This window comes from Pirellulales bacterium, from assembly GCA_035546535.1.
Lineage (GTDB): Bacteria > Planctomycetota > Planctomycetia > Pirellulales > JACPPG01 > JACPPG01.
This window is the reverse complement of the sequence record DASZWQ010000024.1, coordinates 116,282-136,542: the sequence shown is the minus strand read 5'-3', so window position 1 is coordinate 136,542 and position 20,261 is coordinate 116,282. Positions and strand designations below refer to the sequence as shown.

General features: G+C 62.7%; 14 protein-coding genes. 5 read left to right on the top strand and 9 right to left on the bottom strand.

All coding sequences use genetic code 11. From position 1 onward, the window contains the following. Positions 1–57 precede the first annotated feature (57 nt). From VHD36_03060 to VHD36_03030, 7 genes are all read right to left on the bottom strand, one after another. Positions 58–1,389, bottom strand: a complete 1,332-nt coding sequence (locus VHD36_03060; GenBank protein HVU86272.1) for a hypothetical protein — start codon at positions 1,387–1,389, stop codon at positions 58–60. 47 nt (positions 1,390–1,436) lie between these two features. Continuing rightward, on the bottom strand, positions 1,437–2,108 hold the full coding sequence (locus VHD36_03055; protein HVU86271.1) for a penicillin-binding protein activator LpoB: 672 nt from the start codon (positions 2,106–2,108) through the stop codon (positions 1,437–1,439). A gap of 191 nt (positions 2,109–2,299) precedes the next feature. Next, positions 2,300–3,658 carry a DUF1501 domain-containing protein gene (locus VHD36_03050; GenBank protein HVU86270.1) on the bottom strand — a complete coding sequence of 453 codons (1,359 nt, stop codon included), beginning with the start codon at positions 3,656–3,658 and terminating at the stop codon, positions 2,300–2,302. A gap of 212 nt (positions 3,659–3,870) precedes the next feature. Further along, positions 3,871–6,426, bottom strand: coding sequence for a carboxypeptidase-like regulatory domain-containing protein (locus VHD36_03045; protein HVU86269.1), 2,556 nt, complete (start codon positions 6,424–6,426; stop codon positions 3,871–3,873). Between the two features lie 243 nt (positions 6,427–6,669). Further along, positions 6,670–8,106, bottom strand: a complete 1,437-nt coding sequence (locus VHD36_03040) for a DUF1501 domain-containing protein (GenBank protein ID HVU86268.1) — start codon at positions 8,104–8,106, stop codon at positions 6,670–6,672. A gap of 14 nt (positions 8,107–8,120) precedes the next feature. Continuing rightward, on the bottom strand, positions 8,121–11,288 hold the full coding sequence (locus VHD36_03035; protein HVU86267.1) for a PSD1 and planctomycete cytochrome C domain-containing protein: 3,168 nt from the start codon (positions 11,286–11,288) through the stop codon (positions 8,121–8,123). 169 nt (positions 11,289–11,457) lie between these two features. Further along, the gene (locus tag VHD36_03030; GenBank protein ID HVU86266.1) at positions 11,458–12,060 is read right to left on the bottom strand and encodes a DUF2585 family protein; all 603 of its coding nucleotides are present in this window, start codon (positions 12,058–12,060) and stop codon (positions 11,458–11,460) included. Positions 12,061–12,339: 279 nt separating this feature from the next. Between VHD36_03030 and VHD36_03025 the strand changes: the two genes are divergently transcribed. The 4 genes from VHD36_03025 to VHD36_03010 all read left to right on the top strand — a co-directional run bounded on the left by VHD36_03025 (position 12,340) and on the right by VHD36_03010 (position 15,535). Beyond that, a complete protein-coding gene (locus VHD36_03025; protein ID HVU86265.1) occupies positions 12,340–12,978 on the top strand; it encodes a DUF1080 domain-containing protein in 639 nt (212 codons plus the stop codon). Positions 12,979–13,156: 178 nt separating this feature from the next. After that, entirely contained in the window at positions 13,157–13,675 is a 519-nt protein-coding gene (locus VHD36_03020) for an RNA polymerase sigma factor (protein ID HVU86264.1), read from the top strand. After that, positions 13,665–14,282 carry a hypothetical protein gene (locus VHD36_03015; protein ID HVU86263.1) on the top strand — a complete coding sequence of 206 codons (618 nt, stop codon included), beginning with the start codon at positions 13,665–13,667 and terminating at the stop codon, positions 14,280–14,282. Before VHD36_03020 ends, VHD36_03015 begins: the two co-directional genes overlap by 11 nt. 68 nt (positions 14,283–14,350) lie before the next feature. After that, a complete protein-coding gene (locus VHD36_03010; protein HVU86262.1) occupies positions 14,351–15,535 on the top strand; it encodes a serine hydrolase in 1,185 nt (394 codons plus the stop codon). 27 nt (positions 15,536–15,562) lie between these two features. Here the strand turns inward: VHD36_03010 and VHD36_03005 are convergent, their stop codons facing one another. Then, on the bottom strand, positions 15,563–17,299 hold the full coding sequence (locus tag VHD36_03005) for a class I adenylate-forming enzyme family protein (protein HVU86261.1): 1,737 nt from the start codon (positions 17,297–17,299) through the stop codon (positions 15,563–15,565). A 319-nt stretch (positions 17,300–17,618) separates the two neighbouring features. Between VHD36_03005 and VHD36_03000 the strand changes: the two genes are divergently transcribed. Continuing rightward, positions 17,619–18,533: an alpha/beta hydrolase gene (locus tag VHD36_03000; protein ID HVU86260.1), complete on the top strand. Its 915-nt coding sequence runs from the start codon at positions 17,619–17,621 to the stop codon at positions 18,531–18,533. A 29-nt stretch (positions 18,534–18,562) separates the two neighbouring features. Here VHD36_03000 and VHD36_02995 read toward each other — a convergent pair whose 3' ends face one another. Next, positions 18,563–20,032, bottom strand: a complete 1,470-nt coding sequence (locus tag VHD36_02995) for an inorganic phosphate transporter (protein ID HVU86259.1) — start codon at positions 20,030–20,032, stop codon at positions 18,563–18,565. Positions 20,033–20,261 lie beyond the last annotated feature (229 nt).

The following is a 20,261-nucleotide window of genomic DNA, read 5'->3' as shown; positions in this document are numbered from 1 at the left end:
GACAGGTAGGGGAACGTTTTCGGTCGCGCGCGGATCGAGTAAATGACAGAATCCGGTCTAGCGCCGCTGATTGACCAGGATTTTGCCGATCGGGTCCATGTCGGGGAAGTTGGCCAGCATGTACGTGTTGCGGCCGTTGGTGATCGTCACGCGCTCGGCGCGCGGCGTGCCAGGCAATGTCGAGCCGACGCCTTGCAGCGCGATTTCGTGTTCTCCCTGCGGCAACTCGACGCGCAGCACCTGGATCTTCTCCGGCAATAATCCCCAGCAGCGCGTGTCGGCGGCTTCCGTCGCTTCCCAAGCCACGCCCACGACGTCCAGCCCGATGTCCCACAGCGAATTGCGGTCGATGTTCATGGCCGTCTTGGTGCCGTAGATCACGCCCTTCTTCACCACGCGTCGGACCACGGCTCGCGCGATGACGTGCGGGTAGACCGCCTCGTATTGCTCGCGCGCCATTTCCCCGATGTTCGTGATCGTGGCCGTCTCGCCGACAGGCTGCCGATCGACAAAAACCCGCACCCGATCGATCTGGTTCGTGGGCACCACGACCTTCGGCACCTTGATCGGCGCGATGGTCGGCGGCAGCGTGTATTTGTTCGTGGCGCTCAAGATCTGGTCGGCGATCAATAGCGCCACGGTGCTCGGCAACTCCATCGTTTCTTCTTTGTAAGGGCCAAGCCCCGTGAGCGCGAACACATAGAGCACGCCGTTACCAGGCGCCGAATGATGTCCGTGCCGAGCCCGCTCCAGGTCTTGCAGGCCATAGACGAAGTTGGGCTGCCAACTGACGACCGTGGCACTCGCGCGCTGGACGTCGTCGTAGTTCGAATGGGTTTCCTCGCGCAGCATGCCGCGCAGGTACGGTCCTAAGGCCACCTGCTTATAAGCGAGCTTCGACTCCTCGTCGTTGCGGTCCTTCGCGGCGTCGATGATCTGCTGCTGCTTGTCCGTGATTTGCAGGCTGTAGGCTTGCGCGTCCTCGCCGCCGTTCATCAAGTTCGACAGGGCCAAGAAGGCGCGCACCAGGACCCGTTCGTAATCTTCGCCAGGATAGTCGCGCATGTTGTCGTCGGTCAGCATCGAGAGGGCCGAGCGACCGAGGCTGGCCTGTTCCAAGGTGTCGAAGCGGTCGCGCACCTGCCGCAACGTCTGCTCGGCCTCGCGCGTGCGCCCTTCGCACAAATCGAGCATCGCGTGCTCGAGCCGCAGCACGTCGCCGTCGTTGTGCGGACGCTTGAGCGCCTTGTCGACCGAGGACGTGGCTTCGGCCAGCTCGCCAGCGCAATACAGCTCGCGCACCTTGGTCAATTGATGCGCGTGCGTGGCGCAGCCGCCCAAGATCAAAAGGACCAGCGCGCAGGCACAGCGAGGTATAGAGCGGCACATGGCTCGAGCCATTAGCGGTGCGAAAGGGGGCGCGCCGGTTGATGGGCCTATTTCAGCAGTCTGCCCAGCCGCGTCTGGTAATAACCCTTGGTCAACGTTGCTGATTGTTTGTCGTAGTCGCCCGTGCGAACGTTGATCATTTCCATCGTCAGCAGATAATCGCGCTGGTAGTTCTGGTTCTCGCGCGTCGTGCCCGAGGTCAGCGTGGCGTACAGCAGGAAATCGAACGGCTGGCCGGCCTGCTCCATGGCCATCGTAAAGGCGCGCATGTTCTGCGGCACGAAGAGCTGATCGGGGCGCAAACGCGTCTGCTCCAGCCCGGCGTCGACGAACCGCTTGTTGACCGGCTGAAACGCGCGCGATTCGATGATGTGCGTATCGATGATCTGGTAGATCTGATCCTTGAAGTCGCCGATCTCCTCGGCGCTTTTATTTTCGACGGCGACAAAGCAAATGCGCATGGGGGGCGGAGGCAATTGTTCCTGGCCGTTCATGCTCACCTGTTGCACGGTAGGCGGCGGCGTGCAGTGCCGCGCCAGCAAGCTGGCAACCGATTCTTCGACCAGCGGCTTGAACGTTTCCTGTCCGGCCTGATGGCTGCCGACCATTTCCTTGTCGCCGGGATGCAGGATTTTGGCGAATTGCGATCCGCGGCAGCCGTACAGTGCGATTTCGCTGGCCATGGTCATGCTGGCCAAGAGCCAATGCCGCCTGTGCATAGAGCATCCTTTCCTGCGAGATCATCCTTGATAGCACGCCGTGCGACGCGTGCGGCTCGCTTCTCTTAGTTCGATCCGCGGCGCTCGCAAACTTGAACGGTGCTAGCGGTTTTCACGCTTCCGTAAGCAAGACGGCGTGCAACTTCACCTGCGCGCATGCACGAGAGCCTTGCGTGCGTCGAGGGCCGCCCTTACACCAGCTCGCGGATCGGCTCGCCCGTGGCGAGGATGCTCGTCGGGCGCCCGGACAGATCGACGAACGACTGTCGATAGTCGATGCCCAAGTGATGATAGATGGTCGCCAGCAAGTCTTGCGGCGTAAGGGCCCGATCGGCCGGGTATTCTCCCTTGGAATTCGTCGCGCCGACGACCTGCCCCATGCGCAGGTTCCCGCCCGAGACGAGCGCCGACTGCGCCCCGGGCCAGTGATCGCGGCCGATCAAACCGTCGTGATTCACCAGTCGCGGAGTGCGGCCGAATTCGCCGGCGGCGACGACCATGACGCGCTCCGACAGCCCGCGGTCGTAGATGTCCTCGATCAGGGCCGCGATCCCCTGATCCATGAACGGCGCGCGGTAGCGCATGGCGTCGGCCATATCCCAGCGCGTGATCGGGTTGATATGGTCGTCCCAACTGAAGTACCGATCGCTGAGCGTGGGGGCGAGCGCGTCGATCGTAATCACGGCCACGCCCGCCTCGGCCAGGCGCCGCGCGAGCAAGCAGCTCTGGCCCCACAGATGCCGGCCGTAACGATCGCGGGTCTGGTCGGTCTCGCGGCTCACGTCGAATGCGTCAGCCACGCTTGGGTTGGTGAGCATCGTAAGCGCTTGACCACGAAATTGCTCGACGCCGTCGAGCGAGCCCGCCAGATCCAGATCGCGGCGCAGCCGGTCGAACTGCGGCAGCAGGCCGCGCCGGTCTTCCAATCGGCTGGCGTTCACGCCCGCGGCCAGCGACAGGTTGGGCGGACGATAGGCTTTGTTCGACGGGTCGCCTGCGGCCACGGCCGAATGGGCCAGCCCCAGATAAACCGGGCGCGTCATGAACGGCTGCCGCGGGATGCCAACATAGTTCGGCAGCCCGTCCGGGCGCGCGCCACGCAGCTTGCTGGCCACCATGCCGAAATCGGGATGCTCGCTGCGCGCGGTCGACGTGGGATCGGGTCGATCCGGCGTCTTGCCAGTCAAGAGCTCGATCGATCCGTCGTTGTGCGCCGACATCTCGTGGTGCAGCGAGCGAATGAGCGAGATCCGCGAGCCGAGCCGCGCCTGCCTTGGGAATAGCTCGCAAATATCCAAGCCCGGCACGTCGGTCGGGATGGGCCGGAACGGGCCGCGATACTCACTCGGCGCGAGCGGCTTCAGATCGTACGTCTCCAGGTGGCTCGGGCCACCCCACATCCAGAACAGAATCACCGAGGTGCCTTTGGTCGGTTGCCCCGCGCGGGCCCGCGCGGCCATAACCTGTTCCAGCCCAATTCCGCCCAGCGCCAGCGTGCCCGCGCGCAGGAATTCGCGGCGGCGTAGCGGGCCAAGGCAGGGAAGATTCATCGCACCGTTCCTTGCTGGGTTCGGGTGGATGCACAAGGGCGGGTCGTGCAGGCGGGTCGACGCGGGTTGGTCGCTCGGGCAGGCGCCAGGGCTCTTGGCCTCGGCAGCATCATTGTGGTGGAGAGAGAGCCGCCGGTCAACGCTTTTCCGGCCTGCCTGCGCCCTGGTTTGACAGTGTTTGACGAGCGGCCGCCCCGGATTTCGGTGCAGCGCTACGGAATGATGTCCCGCTGGTTGAATTTCACGCCCTTGTGAAAGCCCACTCCTTTCGGCGCGAATACCATGCCTGTGATGTCGCGTTTCTCGGTGATGCGGTCGGTAATGTGGATCACGCCGGTGCCCCCTTCACGCGTAGCGTACAGGAAGGCGGCGTTGGCTTCGGGCACGTATCGGCCGGTGGCTTCGTCGACGTGCAGCAACAATTCGCCGGCTGGCTTCCTTTCGGGCAGCTTGCCTTCTTTGATCAGTTCATCGATCTCTTCGGCGTCGCGCTCCGAGATTTCCCACAGCCGCATGTTGAACGCCCGTAACGCGTAGGTTTCCTTGCCGTCGGGCGCGCGGTAGATGACACACATCAAGTCGACGCCGTTTTGCGCGGCCCACAGGGCGATCTCGCGTTCGTGATCCGCCGCTTCGTTCTCGGGAATGTGCAGCGGCCACTTGGGGTCGAGCCCCGTATCGAGATCAAGAAACGTACCGCCACTTTCGCCCGGCGGCGAGAGCGTGGCCCCCCGCGTTCCACCATCCGTGGTCGCCGACGGTCCCAGCGCAATGACCGGTGGAATCGCGATCTCTTCGGCCGGCGGGAGGTTCACCTTGGCGTACGCCTCGTCTGTCGTTTTTTCTTGCCAATGCTCCTCCCACCATGCCTGCCAGCGTTCGGCCTGGCGGTGGTAGCGCTTCTGCTGTTCGGCCAGCGCGATGGTGTTCTTGCCGCGCATCATGCCAAAGAGCGTATCGTCGCCGAACTTCTTACCGGTCAGAGTGTGCAGGGCGCTGAAGACCTCTCGCACCGGGCGACCGAAGTCGAAATATTGGCCGCCCACGACCGGATTGATCTGATGTTTTTGCATGAACGCGGTCAGATCCGCGTCGGCCACGATCAGCCCGTAATCGCTCAGCGGTGGTTGCAGCGTCTTGGGAATCGCGCGGATCAGGGCCGGCACGGCGCGCGGGTCATTGATCGCACGTAGCGCGAAACCCAACCGGCGGATCATGCGCTGTTCGTTGGTCGCATCGAGCTCGGCGCCGATTTGCGGCACGGCGTCCGCGCCGATTGTGACCAGCTCGCGCATGAGAGAACACCAGATCTCGCACTCGTCGACCGTGTGGTTCAGCTTGCGGAATTCTTCCAGAATGGCAGCAACGCGCGCCGGCTGATCCGCGGGCAGGGTCGCGAGCACAGCGCGGGCCGCCTTCATCTTCTCCTCGGGCGTCAACTCCGGCTCGATCAGCATGTCGTAATGCGTCGTTTCGCCTTCGGCGACCACGACGGCCGGCTGCTGCTGTGTATCCCACGCCATGCGCATGCCGCGCTCGTTGACCAGATAGGGGAAGTTGTCGCCGGCCGTCGCGCGCAGTCGGAATCGCCCTTCCGCGTCGACCGTGGCCACGGCCTCGGGCGAAATAAGTCGCTTCCGCGCCGGGCTGCCGGGGCCGATCAAGCCAATCGTGATGCGGCCGCCGCGCTGGTTCTCCACAACGGGCTGATTCGTGCGTGTATTTACGACCCGCCCCTCGATCCAGCCTCCTTCGGTCAGTTCCAACGGCGGGATTTCGGTGGTTTCGCCTGTCCGGCAATCGTGACCGGTGCTGGCTGCGCCAGCGCGATTGAGCGCCTCGACCAAGATATTGTAGCGGCCTTCCGGGAGCACCAGCCGGTAGCGTCCCTGGTCATCGGTCAGCACCTGCGCATCGTTCTGAGTGTTCTTGTTCTCTTGCGCGCGCACCAGCGCGCCGGCGGCCGGCTGGCCGGCAACCTTGTCGCGGACCGTGCCGGTAACTGTACAGCCTCGCGTGAAGCGAAAGACCGTCTCAGCCGGTAACGCGGGCACGCTGACCGACGTGGCCGGATGATCCGGGTGCGTGATGCGGAACTGCACGCCATCCGACGGTCCACCCCGATCGAAATCGGGGACCTCCTCAATGCGGAAGCGGCCGATCTTGTTTGTAATGGCGCTTTGCACGCCCGGTACCGGCAGGCCGTGGATGCCGTACTGAGAAACCGTTGCTCCAGCGACCGGATTGCCGTCAGCGTCCGTCAGGCGGCCCGACAGCGTGGCCGATTTGGCGGCGAAATTCACGTCGGCGTCTGCGGGGTTGGTTCCCTCGAACAACGGCCAGATAGCCGCAGGAAGTCCTTCGGCGCGCGCGACCATCCCATACCAGCGCCGCTCAATACGCGAATCATAGCGCGGCGGCGCGAGATTCGTGAATTCGTAATGCCCTCGCTCGTCCGCCTCGGTCGTGCCTACTTCTTCCAGAACGCCGGGCGTTCCGCGCACGACGTAGAGAGTGACCTTGGCCCTCGGCAGTGGCGTCAGTTCGGCTCGCAGATTGCCACCGTCGGCATCCTTGATTAGGTCGAGCCGGGAGCAATCGCCGGCGATGCGGAAGTTGTTCTTCGTTTCTTCATCGGCCGGCGACGCCGCCTTTGCCGCTTCCGACTGCTGCGCCAACGCGAGACGCGGGTTGGCGGGCGCACCGAAGATGCCGACGAGAATCGCGACTAGAACCTGCGAAGCACGGATCAAAGTCCGCCGTTTCATGGCCATGCCCTCTGTGCCACAATTGTCACCCGCGCATAATCGCGCACGAATTAGCGTGCTAGCCCAGCGGAATATCCGCCCGCGGAGATGACAACTCCGATGGCGATTCTATCGCGCCGTGGCGATCAAGGCACGACAGCGATGGCGCGCGCGATTGAAGCGGTCGGTCGGACGTTCAAACACTGGTGGGCAAGCCACTAGTGGCACCCGAGCAAATGGCCAGGCAGATATCGAGACCGCGATCTAGATAATCTCTTTCACCAGTCGGGCCGTGCGGCCGGCGGTGATCTGCTGCTCGCGCCCGCTGTGCAGATAGCTAAGCTGCGTATGATCCAGGCCGAACAGGTGCAAGAGCGTGGCCTGGAAATCGTTGGGAGTGACGACGTCCTTTACCGCGCGGTGGCCAAACTCATCGGTTTCACCATAGGTGATGCCGGGCCGGAAGCCGCCGCCGGCGACCCACATGCTGAAGCCCTGGCCGTTGTGATCGCGTCCTGAGTTGGCCGCATCGCCACGATTCTCGGTCACTGGCAGTCGTCCGATTTCGCCGCCGAAGTGAACGACGGTTTCGCCGAGCATGCCACGCTGCTTGAGATCCTTGACCAACGCCGCGGCAGGCTTGTCGGTACGTTTGCAAATGGCCGGCAGCCCGGTACGGATACTGGAGTGGTTGTCCCATGGCTGGCCGCCCAGGAACAATTGCACGAAGCGGACTCCCCGTTCGACCAGGCGCCGCGCGATCAGGCAGCGGGTACCGTATTCGCGCGTGGCCGGATCGTCGAGGCCGTACATGGCGTGCGTGGCGGCCGTTTCACGCGAGATGTCGAGCGCCTCGGTGGCCGCGGTCTGCATGGCGGCGGCCAACTCGTAACTGGCGATGCGCGCTTCGAGGTCGCCCTCGCCCGGATGCTCGGCCAGATGGCGGTCGTTCAAGCCGCGGAGGAAATCGAGATTTTGCTTCTGCACTTCACCGCGCAGGTACGGCGGCGCTTCGAGATTCAAAATCCGCGGCTCCTTCGGCCGTAGCACGGTGCCCTGGAACAGGGGAGGCATAAACCCATTCGACCAGTTCGTGACGCCGTCGACCGGCAACCCCGCCGGATCAGTCAGCACCAGGTACGCGGGCAATTCTTGGCTTTCACAGCCCAGGCCGTACACCAGCCAGGAGCCGAGCGTCGGCCGTCCGACCACGCCGGGAATGCCGCCGTGAAAGTAGCGGATCGAGACTTCATGACCGTTGGCGCCGGTGTGCATCGAGCGGATCAGGCAGACATCGTCGACGATCTCGCCCAGGTTCGGCAGCAGCTCCGAGATTTCCGTGCCTGACTGGCCGTGCTTTGCGAACTTCCAAGGGCTGCCGAACAGCGACTTGCTGGCACCATTGACGAAGCTGTACACGATTTCGCCGGGATAGTCGGTGCCGCTCAATCGCGTCAGCTCTGGCTTGGGATCGAACAAGTCGACGTGCGACGGACCGCCATGCTGAAAGAGCGAGATCATCGCCTTGGCGCGCGGGGCGAAGTGCGGCGCCTTCGGCTTCAGATCGAACGTCGCCGGATCCTTGGGCAGCTTCGAGGGGATGGCCTTGGCCTCTTGCGCGGTAAGCCACGCGAGCGCCGTGGCGCCAATGCCCATGGCGTTTTCGGCCAGAAACTGTCGCCGAGAAAGTGGTACGTGCATGGTTGTGCGCTCTATTAGTCGACGTAGAGAAATTCGTTTGAGCTCACCAGCGCCTGGCACAAGTTGGCGAGCGCCTGTGTTTCCGGCGAGCGACCGGCAGCGGCGTTGCCCGGGTGCAGACGCAAGTAATTGATCTGCGCATCGAGAAATGCGCAGGCCGCGGACAACTCGTCGCGCGTCGGCAGCCGCAAGTAAGCCAACTGCCAGGCCCGCACGACGCTGGCCAGTTCGACGCCGGCTTCGCTTTGACTAGGCGGGCCGTGGAAACCTTCATGCGAGGCAAATGTCGCGGTCTCGCCACCTTCCTGCGCTAGCGACAACGTCACGCGCCACGTGAACGAGTCGGCGTTCACGTCGCCGACGCAATCGGTGACGAAGTCGATCGCGTCGCCGCGGGCGACGACGATGCGCTCGACGTTCGTGGCTGCTTCGCCGTGGCGCACCGACCATTCGCCGGCAATGCCCAGCGTGCTCGAGACAACGCGGCCGCGGACACCGTCTCCGTTCTCGCTACTGTGGCCGAGCGTACCCTGCACGGTGAGCACGCCGCCGACCGGCGCCGTCCAGCGGCGGATGGCGGCATGATCGGGATTCGCGCCGGGATGGCCGCCGTCGGCGTGTACCAGTACCCAACCGGTCTTTTCGTCGGGCAGCTTTTCGCCTCCCTGCCAGCTGGAATTGGTCCAATGCGGAAGCGCTGTAAACGTGGTGCGGCCCGAGGCCGTATCGCAGGCACCGTAACCGAATTGCCAGGTGGGCGGACCGGCCAGCCAGCGCGGCGTCAGCCCGGCGACCAGTTCGGCTTGCAGGTCGGCCGTTGGCTCGCGCTGCGCCCGCTCGGCCAATGCCCCGGCCTGCGTGAGCCAAAAGTCTCCGTTCATCAGCATGAGCGACTGCGTGGCCACGGTCGACGAAGCCCGGGCTTCGCAATTGGTTTGCATGGCGGGGGCGTCGAAAGCTTGCATCAGAGCCACCGGCTGGCTGCGGCGTTGCATGGCGTACAAGCTGCGGCGCTGCACGTCGCCCGCCAGAATGACCTGGCCGGCGTCGTCTTCCTTGATCGCCACCGGTGCACCAAACAACGTGCGATCGAGCTTGCCATTGGCGGCGAGCACGCGATCGCGCAAGGCTTCGGCATCGAGCCGCACGACATTCTGCCGGCCGTAGTAGCGGTTATCGCTGTCGAGCGCGGCTTGCGCCGTGTCGCGCCTTGAAGATTGGCGATATGCCGTCGAAAGCATGATCGTCTTGTGAAGCTTTTTCAGACTCCAGCCCGATTCGCGGAACTCTACGGCCAGCCAGTCGAGTAGCGCCGGGTGCGTGGGCAGCGTTCCCAGACGGCCGAAATCGCCGGGCGTAGTGACGATGCCGCGGCCGAAATGGTGCAGCCACACCCGGTTTGCCAGCACGCGGGCGGTGAGCGGATTGTCGGCACCGGTCAACCAGCGGGCCAGCGCCAGCCGACGCCCCGAGCTTGGCAGGCTGTCACTCTTGCTGGCGAATTCCGCGCGCCTGCTGTCCGGGCCGCAGACCGACAGGGCACCGGGGCCGATCGATTGCTTCGGCTGCCGATAATCGCCCCGATAGAAGAGCCTGGTTTCAGGAGTGTGCGCCGCAGGTTCGACGAGTGCTCGTAAAAACTCCTGCGGCGGCTTGCCGCTGCGCACATTGGCCATGCGCTCGTCGAACTTCTTCAATTCATCCGCGGCGGCCTGGTTGTACTGGTACAGCACGCCCGGCGTGATGTTCACACTGGGATGCTTGTCGAGCAATTGCTTTTGGGCGTCGCTCCGCTTGTCGGCTGCCGTGTTATAGGCCGTGCGTAATTCGCTACGTAGCGGCTCCTCGAACTTCATCAGTTCTTTCTCGACGGCTTCGGTCATGAAGGCGGCTTCTTTCGGCGCGCGTTCGGCAGCGATCTTTTGCGCCTCGGCCTCGATATCGGCGGCCTTCTGCCGATCGGCCGCCGTGTACAACGACACGTCGCGCTCCGCCGGCACTTTCCACGCCTGATAATCCAGCGCCGGCTCGAACACGGCCCGCAACGCGTAGTAATCCGTCTGCGGCACCGGGTCGTAGCGGTGGTCGTGGCACTGAGCGCAGGCGACTGATACGCCCAATAGCGAGCTGGTAACGATCTTCAATGTGTCGGTCACGACCTGATTGCGAGCCTCGGGCGAGTTGTCGCCGCTGCCGGTGCCGTCGGCCGCCATCCGCAGAAACCCGGTCGCCGTCAACAGCTCGATCTGTTCCGCCGTCATGTCGCCCGAAATCGGACCGGCCAGTTCGTCACCGGCTAATTGCTCGTGAATGAAGCGATCGAACGGTTTGTCGGCGTTGAGCGAGCGGATCACGTAGTCTCGATACTTGTACGACCAGGTGCGAATCGCGTCCTGCACCGTGGCCCCTTCGCTGTCGGCATAGCCGGCGGCGTCGAGCCAGTGTCGCGCCCAGCGTTCGCCATAGTGGGGCGAAGCGAGCAGCCGATCGAGCAGACGTTCGTAGGCGTCGGGCGACTGGTCCGCGACGAAGGCCTCGACCTCGTCCGGCTGCGGCGGCAATCCCAGCAAATCGAAGCTCGCGCGGCGAATCAGCACGCGCTTGTCGGCGTCCGCTGCGAAGGAGAGGCCTGATGGCATCGCGGCCTTTAAAAGGGCGTCGATCGGTCCGCGCACGCGCGGGTCGGCGGGCTGCGATTCTGGGACGGCTGGTCGCGCGAGCGGTTGAAACGCCCACCACGAGCGCTCCTCGACCGAGATGCCGACGCCGGGCGGAATCGACTCAGGCTCGGGCCGCGCGGTCTTGGCCCCTCCGGCGATCCAGCGGGCGATCGTGTCGATTTCCTTGGCCGTCACCTTCCCTTCACCCGGCGGCATCTCGCCGGCGCGGATGCGGGCCAAAAGATGGCTATGGTCGGGGTCGCCGGGCGCGATGGCTGGTCCCGAGTCGCCCCCCGCGAGCTGAAAACGCACGAGGCGCAGATCGAGGTTCCCCTGCTTCTCGTCGTTGGCGCCGTGGCAATCGAAGCAATGCGTCCGCAGGATCGGACGAATATCGACTTCGAACGTGGGCGCCGCCGTTGCTTCAGTCGCCGCGGTTCCAGACGCAGGCGTGACACCGTCGGCACCGAACAGGGCGCGCGGCACGGCGACGATCGCCAGCGCGACGAACGCATTTCGCAAACAGATTTGCATCACATGGCCCACGGAGGGAGGGAGTGACTGGGCCGCAACCGCAGTAGGTTTTCAAACAGGCAGGCTAGGTCTCAGGCAGGCAGCCCCATTATCGACTTAGGGACGCGGCAAATGCAAGAGCCGCTGGCGGCCGCGGAAGGCGTGGCATGGTCGGCACTCACCCGCCCTGCTGCCACGTTTTCAGGGCGTCGATCGGATGGACGAGCATGAGCGTGCTGAGGATCAGGCTATCACGAATCCACAAAACGAGCGCTAATTCCGTCACCGCAAATAAGGCAATCGAACCCCACAGGCCCAGCTTCAGGGCCAGGAAGAAGCCTGCGGCGCAGCTCAGCACGTCTCCGAGTGAGTTGCCGATGGTGTCTCCCTGATAGCCGAGCGAAATCGTGGCGGTGCGAAAGCGCTCGATCACCATGTTCGAGTTTTCGAGCAACTCCCACAACACCTCGAGCGTGACGGCGCCGACGAATCGCCAGGCGACGCTGGCACGCGGCACGATCATGGCCAGCAGCCAATAGAAGACGACGCCGTGCAGCATGTGCGTGAAGCTGTACGGATCGAACAGGTGCTGTGAGTTGTGCGAAGATTGAATCTCGCCCGACCAGAGAAAGGGCTCTCCGCAGGCACACCACCACGGACGGCCGTTTGTGCGCAGCCAAACGCCTGCGGCGATCAGCACGATCGCCACCGCGACCGCACTGGGCAGCAACGATCGGCGAGGGGGAGACTTGGGGGGCAAGGTTTCGATCGCTTCGGACATAGCGCACGTCAGACGGAGTTACGGTTTCGACGAGCAGCTCACTCAGCATAGTCGGAGCCGGGACCGCGAAGACAGCCTGTTATCTGGCCACCCGGAGCCGAATCCGCCGATTGTGGGCGGCTCACGCAGTGTACTCGGGGCGATTGCCGAAGGAATTGTCAGGTTTTCGGCCCGCGCCGCCTGCCGCCAGCTTGACGCGGCTGTCGGTCGATGTAAGGTGGCTCGCAGTCCCTGGCTCGATGCCATCCTTCTGTTCGATCCCTGTTGAGGACTTCACCGATGAAACGTGTGCTGGGTTTGTTTTTCGTGGCGGTTGCCGCCCTGATCGTCTCTCACGTGCCGACGGTTGCCGCGGCTGCCGAACCGGAATGGGTCTCGCTGTTCGATGGCAAGACGCTGGACGGCTGGGAAAAAGTAGGCGGCGAACAAAGCGTGTGGGAAGTGAAGGACGGCGCGATCTGCGGATCGGGCCCGGCCTCGATGCTGGTCACGACCAAGGGGCCATACAAGAACTTCCGTTATCGGGCCGAGATCAAAATCAACGACAAGGGAAATTCCGGGCTGTATTTCCGCACCAAGCCCAAGCCTGGTTTCATGGACGGTTATGAAGCCCAGATCGACAGCACGCACCGCGATCCGATCCGCACGGGCTCGCTGTATGGCATGTGCCACGTCTACAAGCGGCTGGTCGAGCCCGACACCTGGTTCACCTACGAGATCCAGGTGCAAGACGGCGAATGGCGCGGCCGCAAGGTGACGAAAATCAAGATCACCGTGAACGGCGACGAGCTGTACGAGTACTTCGATTTCGACCAGACGTTCAAGGAAGGGCACTTTGCCTTCCAGCAACACGACCCGGGAAGCAAGGTCTGCATCCGCAAGGTGGAAGTGGCCGTGCTGCCGGATAGCTCGAAATAGTTCGGGCGGCTGAAACCGCGAATCGTGGAGCGTTTACACAATGCCCTGCCGGCAACGCGTCGGTAGGGCATTTTTATGCGCCCCAGCATTCGAGCATCCCGGCAAATGGCTTTTTCGCAAATAAGGTGTAAGTAAATGGTCCCGATCGTCACTAATTAGGGAAAACGAGGACGGCTGCTTGGGCATTGCGGATCACGAACGCCAGTTTCGGCAATGGCTCGGCGAGCATAAGGGCTTGCTGGTCAAGGTCGTCCGCGCGTTCGCCGAGACACCGGCCGATCAGGACGATCTTTTTCAAGAGGTTCTGCTTCAGGTTTGGCTGTCGCTGCCCAGTTTTCGCGAAGATTCCAAGCCCACGACCTGGCTGTATCGGGTTGCGCTCAACACGGCTCTGGCATGGAAGCGGAGCGAGAAGAAAGAGCGCGGTTCGCAGAGTTCGCTGTCCATTGCCGACCCTGCGGACCGTACGCTGTGCGCGGACGGAGAGCCCAATAGCCAGATTGTCGATCAGCTCTATGCGGCGATCCGCGCATTGCCGCTGGCCAAGCGCGCCCTGGTTGTCCTTTACCTGGACGGCTTTACCTATCGGGAGATTTCCGAAGTCGTAGGCATATCGGAGTCGAATGTCGGCGTCAGCCTCAATCGCATCAAGCAAGACCTTGCCGCAACGATCAAGGAGCCTGACGATGCATCTTGAGAAATTGCAACAAGCCTGGCAGTCGCAGCCGTGCGGGGCCTTCGACACGAACCCCGATATGTTGCTCAAGATGGCCCGCATCCAGCGGCATGCTCACTTCGGGGTCGACATGGCCATAGTGTCGTTCTTCTCATCCCTCTGCGTTTCCTTTTTTGTCTCGGCCCTTCGAGACTTTCGGAAAGAATGGCCCTGGCTGTTTTATTGTGCAGGGCTTGCTTGGGTCGTGGGATATGTCCTGTTCAACCGTTGGCGCCACAGGCGAAATGCCCGTCGTTACGATGACAGTATGCTGTCTCATGTCGAGAAGTCGATCGATGACATCGAGCATCAGATGCGGTTGGATCGAACCTCGCGCTGGTGGTACACGACGCCGATTACTTTGGGATGCATGATCCCGCCGGCCCTTTTCTTTGTGATGGATTTCGGCAAAGGGCCGTTTTTTGCATCTCTCGTCGGACTTCTCACCATCGAGTGTTTCTTCGTCGCGTGTTTCATCTTCGTTTACGCGGTGATGGAGTTTGCAAGGCGCAAAGGGCTCAAAGGCCAGCTTCGGCAACTCGAGTCACTACGAGCGCTTCGCGAAAGCCTCCTAACTGCGGACGAATGAGTCGCACAACCGATTGCCCATCGTGCAATCTACACCGATATTGAGCGCTTACTGGAAAGGGGCGTCCCATGATCCGACCTGCTCTTCTGATTCTGACCGTCGCGAGTCCTCTGGCGACGTGCATGCCGCCGTGTTGTGTCGCTGCTGCCGAACCGGGGTCGTCCGAGGGCGAACTCAAGGAGATGCTGTCGAGCATTTGCCGCAAGCACAACGTTCCCTCACTCACGATTGCGGTCGTTCGCGCGGACGGAATCGTGACGGCACAATGTAGCGGCGTTCGCAAGCGAGGCACCGATGATGCCGTCGAGCTGTCGGACCGCCACCCGCTCGGCTCATGCACTAAGTCGATGACCGCCACCCTGGCGGCCGTGCTTGTCGAGGCCGGCAAGATCGAGTGGGGCACGACCATGCGCGAGGTGTGGCCACGCGCCACGGAAAAGCACCTTCATCCCGCGCTTCGCGACGTGACTCTTGACGAGCTGTTGTCGCATCAGAGCGGACTGGCATCGGACATGAAGGACTTCAAGGCCTTGAAAAACAGCGATTGGCTTTCCTTCTTTGAGGAGAAGGCCGATCCCGAACTTGAACGTCGACGCATGGTGAAACTGATCCTGCCGTTTAAGCCTGAACATCCGCGCGGTGAGCATCACTACTCAAACCTGGGCTATGTCGTTGCCGCTGCCATGTTGGAAGCGAAAGGGGGCGACAGCTTCGAGAAGATGATGCGCGCTCAAGTGTTCAAGCCGCTGAAGATGGACACGGCTGATTTTCGCACGATGGCGTTGGCAAAAAAGCTGCAGTCGCCTCTGCTATGGGGACATATTGCCAACGGAACTCCGATCGATCCGCGGATCGCTGGCGCCGAGAATCCTTCGGTCTATGCTCCCTGCGGAACGGTCAACCTGTCGATCGCCGACTACGCTCTTTATGCCCAGTGGCACTTGAAACGCTTGCCGAGGCCGCTCTTGTCGGCACAAACGACGATGGATCACCTGCACACGGGACGGGTCGACTCTCCGTCCACTGGCGGAAAATATGGCTGTGGATGGATCGTTCTCGACACCCCGCTCGGGCGCGCGCTGACACATGGCGGCAGCAACACGAACTCGCATGCCTTGATCTGGATTTTTCCGGATCGAGATTTCGCCGCAGTCGTTTGTACCAACACCGGTGAGAAGGGCGGATTTCCGGCGTGCGACGAAACGATCCAGGAATTGATGAAACGATACGCCCAGTCGCCCGCTAAGCAATAACCACGGTTGCCGTCTGACTCGTTCGTCCTATCGATCCCAGCCGCCCGCGGCGCGCAATCGCTCGACGGCGGCGGCCGCCTGCTCGCGCAAGAGCACGTAATCGGTCTTGGCCACCCGATTCAACGGCAGGCCGGCTGGCGGCAGCAGCTCGTAGTGCGTGGGCCGCATGTACCCCGCGATCCCGCGGGCGTGCTGTTCCAGCTCGGCAATGGTCAATTGCACCTCGGCCTTCGTTTCGACGAACAGCACGATTGCTTCGCTATAAATCTCGTGCGGCTGACCGACGGCCGCGCAGGCCGACACCTTGTCGCTGAGCTGCGCAAAATGTCCTTCGATCTGCGCCGGATGGACCTGGTAGCCCTTGGGTTTGATCACCAGCTTCGAGCGTCCGGCAAAGACCAGTCCCTTGTCGGTTTTGTAGCCCAGGTCACCGGTGTAGCAGTAGCCATCGGTCGAGACGGTGCGGCGGTAGGCATCTTCGTTGTTGACATAACCAATGAAAACTTGCGGACCGCTAAAGCAGATTTCGCCCGGCTCGCCGTCGGGCAGTTCGTCGCCCGCCGTGCCGTCTTCGCGCATCGGCCGGCGGATCGACAAAGGCGTGACCGGCATGTCGAAGCCGACGCCGGCCAACAGTTCGTCCACCGTGCCGCCCAAGGGGCTGTACGTGACGAAGCCGGCCATTTCGGACAGGCCTAGTCCCGTGCCGCACTTTGGCGCCATGGTCGCGAGTTGCTCGAGGAACTGTCGCGTCACGGCCTGCCCACCGTAGAGGGCAAAGCGGAGCGATGAGAGATCGTACTTTGCATAATTCGGCAAGCGCCATTGCATGGCGAACATCGCCGGAATCTGCCCAAAGCAGGCGACGCGATATTTTTCGATGGCCGCCAAGGTCTTTTCCGCGTCGAAGATGTGCAGGACCACTGCGGTGCCGCCCGAGAAAAAGGTCGTCATCAACTGCTCGGCCTGGCAGCCAACGTGCGACGGCGGCAAGTTGACCAGCATGCGCGGTTGGTCCACCATGTCGAAGCCGCCGGCCAGGCACATGTTCTGCACCGTGATATTGCGGTGCGACAACAGCGCCGGCTTGGGAAAGCCGGTCGATCCGGTGGTGTAGATCACTTGCGCGCCGTCGGTTTCCTTGACGCCGGCGACGGCCGTTTGATAATCGCGCAGCCCGGGCCAGCTCGCAGGGTCGGCCTGCACAGCGAGGCCTTCGGCGATGGCCTCGCCAGCGAGCGAGAACGCGGAGATCGCCGCGGGAAGGGTTTCGTCCGGCGGTGCGAACTGCACCAGGTGCTCGACGAAGGGACAATGCTCCTTCACGGCTTCACCGAGCGCCGAGAAATCGGCCACCGGCGTGCGCCCCAAAAAGGCAAACCCCTTGGCTTTGATCAATTCCAGCGAGCGAACGACCTCGGGCGCCTTCAGGCGCAGATCGAGCGGCGCGTGAATGACGCCGATCTGGAAGCAGGCATACTCCAAGAAAATATGCTCGGCCAACAGCGGCAGCGCCGTCGCAAAAAAATCGCCCGGGCGGAAGCCCATGCGCCACAACGTCATCGACAGAGCCGTGATCACCTGCTGGAATTGGGTGTAGGTGAATTCCCGGCCGGTGTCGACTTCGATGATGGCCACGTCGTTCGGGCGCTCGCGGGCCCACTTGGCAATCACGCCGTGCAGCAAATGTCGATCGGCAAAATCGGTCTGATAGTGCTCCCAGGTGTACTGAGCGACTCCCTGGCGATACTCGAGCGGTGGCATAGCGGAGCGGATTCCAGGCGGCGATAAAAGCAGCGGCCGAGCACTTGCCCAGCCTGCCAAGCCCGCCATTGTAGCATGCCGACTTTGGCGTTTGGCAGGGCCGGGCGCTGGTAAAGCCGTTAGCTGACGCGGTGCGTTCTAGGGGCCTGGGCGAGTGATGCGCTTGTGCGGTACGGCGCGCAGAGCCGCGTGAAATGGACTACCATCGTTCCCCGTGGACGGCCGGTGTTTTGGCGGAGCCGCCGCTTTAAGCCCGGCTCGTTCGCCCACGCGAATAACGCGTGCCGAGATTTGGAATTCAACTCTTAAGGAGCGCGAAATGATCGAGCGCGATACGATCACAAGATCTCTACGCCGACTGGCCGTCGTTTGGCTGATGATGGTTGCCTGCGATGCGGTGAGCGCAGCGGATACGAAGCCTGTGCCGCCCGAAGGCGTGACGTTTACCGCAGATATCGAGTATGCCAATCCCGATGGTCAGCATCTGGCGCTCGACATGGCGCGACCGAAGGACGCTTCGGGGCCGCTGCCGACGATCGTGTGCGTTCATGGCGGCGGATTTCGTGCCGGCAACCGCGAGCATCACGACGCTTTGTGCATGCAGCTGGCCCAGCGGGGTTACGTGGCCGTCACACCGACGTATCGCTTGGCGCCGAAATACCAGTTTCCGGCCGCCGTACACGATGTGAAATCGGTGGTGCGCTGGCTGCGCGCCAATGCCGGCAAGTACGGCGTTGATCCCGCGCGGATCGGCGTCATGGGAGACTCGGCCGGTGGTCACTTGGCGCAGTTTCTCGGCGTGACCGCCGACGTCGAGAAGTTCGAAGGAACCGACGGCGGCAATCTCGATCAGTCGAGCGCCGTGCAATGCGTGGTCGACGTCTACGGACCGAGCGACTTCACGAAGTCGTACGGCAAGAGCGTCGACGCGGCCGAGGTGTTGCCGCTGTTTCTGGGTGGCGATGTGCAATCGGCGCGTCGCCGGCATATCGAGGCCAGCCCGCTGTATTGGGTCACTCCTGACGCGCCGCCGACGCTGGCGATCCATGGTACCGACGATAAATACGTGGCGCTCGAGCAATCGCAATGGCTCATCGAACGACTGCGCGCGGCCGAGGTCGAAGCCGAATTGCTCGTGCTCGAAGGAGCAGGCCACGGCTTTAAAGGCGACGACGAGCGGCGGGCGCAGGAGGCGATGTTCGCCTTTTTCGACAAGCACCTTAAGCCGCGCTGACGATGGTATGAGATGCAAACGGCCGTGGCTTAGCGATGCGCCGTCGTCAACTCGGCGGCAACGAACGTCGGCGATTCGGCCGCCGGAGCACAGACACTGGCCGGCATGGGGGCAACCGGCCGCACGCCCGGGATCATGGCGCCGCCGATCGTGAAGAAGCTGGCCGACAAGAGAATCGCGGCCGGCAGCGTCAGTGCCCAGGCCAGGCCGATCTTCTTCACGGTCTGCGATTGAATGCCCGACCGATTGGCCCACATCGTTCCCGCCACGCCCGATGATAAAACCTGCGTGGTGCTGACCGGCAAATGGAAGGCGTCAGCCAGGCCGATGGTGGCGGCGGCCACGACCTCGGCGGCGGCTCCCTGGGCGTAGGTCAGGTGCGATTTGCCGATCTTTTCCGCCACGGTGACCACGATGCGCTTGTAACCGATCGTGGTGCCGATGCCCAAGGCCAGGGCGACGCCGACCACGACCCAAAAGGGGACGAACTCGACGGCACGCGTGAATTCACGATGGTGCGCGGCCAGCGCCTGGTGCGTCGCAGGGGTAAAGTCGGAATTGCTCAGCGTATAGCGGAATCTTAGGATCGCCTGACGCACTTCCCAACGCTCCGCGAGCGAAACGTCGGCCAAAGACGACTTTCCGGTCAACGTACTGGCAATGATCGTCATGTCCGGGCGAACTTCAGCCGCGAGGTCGGGAGCCTCGGACCCGACGATCTCGTCGATGGCCACCGCCGCCTGGCACAAGTCGCCGGCGAGCCCCACGTCGTGCGTGTTGAGCGAGTAATACGTGGGCAAGAAGCCGATCAGCGCGAGCAGAATCAACCCCATGCCCTTCTGGCCGTCGTTCGAGCCGTGCGCGAAGCTCACGCCTCCGCAGGTCGCCAGCAGCACGCCGCGGATCCAGCTCGGAGGATTGTCTCCTTCGGCAGGCGGGTTATAGAGCTTGGGATTCGTCAGTATGCGTTTCATGACCAAGAGCAGAACCGCCGCAGCCACGAAGCCGATCAGTGGCGAGATGAACAGCGACAGGCCGACGTCCGCGGCCTTCGACCAGTTGATGCCCGACACGTTGCCGCGCGCGAGCAAGCTGTCGGCCAGGCCTACGCCCAGGATCGAACCGATCAGAGTGTGCGAACTGGAGACGGGCAGCCCGTACCACCACGTTCCCAGGTTCCAGATCATTCCGGCCAGGAGCAGCGACAAGACCATGACGATCGAGCGCACCGACGACGTCTCGATCAGCAGATCGACCGGCAAAAGATTGACAATTGCGAAGGCAACCGCCGTACCGCCTAACATCACGCCGAGGAAATTGCAAAAGCCCGAAAACAAGACGGCCGGCGTGGGCCGCAGCGTGTTCGTATAGATAACGGTCGTCACCGCGTTGGCGGTATCGTGAAATCCGTTAATGAATTCGAAGCCGAAGGCGATCAGCAGCGCAAAGACAAAACAAATCTGGTGCGATAGCGGCAGGGCGCTCAACGCGTCCCACATGGGAGTGCTCACAACGAAACGATGAAGGAACGATATCTGTTAGATGACGCTGTCCGTTAGAACCTGATCTGCCGAAATTCCTGACGAGGACGCCGAATGTTCGAGGCGATCGCCCACAGGCGAACAGGTCCTCTCCCCCCCGAGATATGCAGCGCTGTCTTGCGTTTGCAGTAAGTCCCAACGCAGACGACTTTGCTCAATCACATTATCCGTTCACCGCTGGATTGAC

Coding starts and splice junctions, on each gene's coding strand:
- VHD36_03005 (HVU86261.1), bottom strand. CDS start 17,299: ATGCCACCGCTCGAGTATCGCCAGGGAGTCGCTCAGTACACCTGGGAG.
- VHD36_03025 (HVU86265.1), top strand. CDS start 12,340: ATGAAACGTGTGCTGGGTTTGTTTTTCGTGGCGGTTGCCGCCCTGATC.
- VHD36_03040 (HVU86268.1), bottom strand. CDS start 8,106: ATGCACGTACCACTTTCTCGGCGACAGTTTCTGGCCGAAAACGCCATG.
- VHD36_03045 (HVU86269.1), bottom strand. CDS start 6,426: ATGAAACGGCGGACTTTGATCCGTGCTTCGCAGGTTCTAGTCGCGATT.
- VHD36_03055 (HVU86271.1), bottom strand. CDS start 2,108: ATGCACAGGCGGCATTGGCTCTTGGCCAGCATGACCATGGCCAGCGAA.
- VHD36_03015 (HVU86263.1), top strand. CDS start 13,665: ATGCATCTTGAGAAATTGCAACAAGCCTGGCAGTCGCAGCCGTGCGGG.
- VHD36_03000 (HVU86260.1), top strand. CDS start 17,619: ATGATCGAGCGCGATACGATCACAAGATCTCTACGCCGACTGGCCGTC.
- VHD36_03060 (HVU86272.1), bottom strand. CDS start 1,389: ATGTGCCGCTCTATACCTCGCTGTGCCTGCGCGCTGGTCCTTTTGATC.
- VHD36_03050 (HVU86270.1), bottom strand. CDS start 3,658: ATGAATCTTCCCTGCCTTGGCCCGCTACGCCGCCGCGAATTCCTGCGC.
- VHD36_03010 (HVU86262.1), top strand. CDS start 14,351: ATGATCCGACCTGCTCTTCTGATTCTGACCGTCGCGAGTCCTCTGGCG.
- VHD36_03030 (HVU86266.1), bottom strand. CDS start 12,060: ATGTCCGAAGCGATCGAAACCTTGCCCCCCAAGTCTCCCCCTCGCCGA.
- VHD36_02995 (HVU86259.1), bottom strand. CDS start 20,032: ATGTGGGACGCGTTGAGCGCCCTGCCGCTATCGCACCAGATTTGTTTT.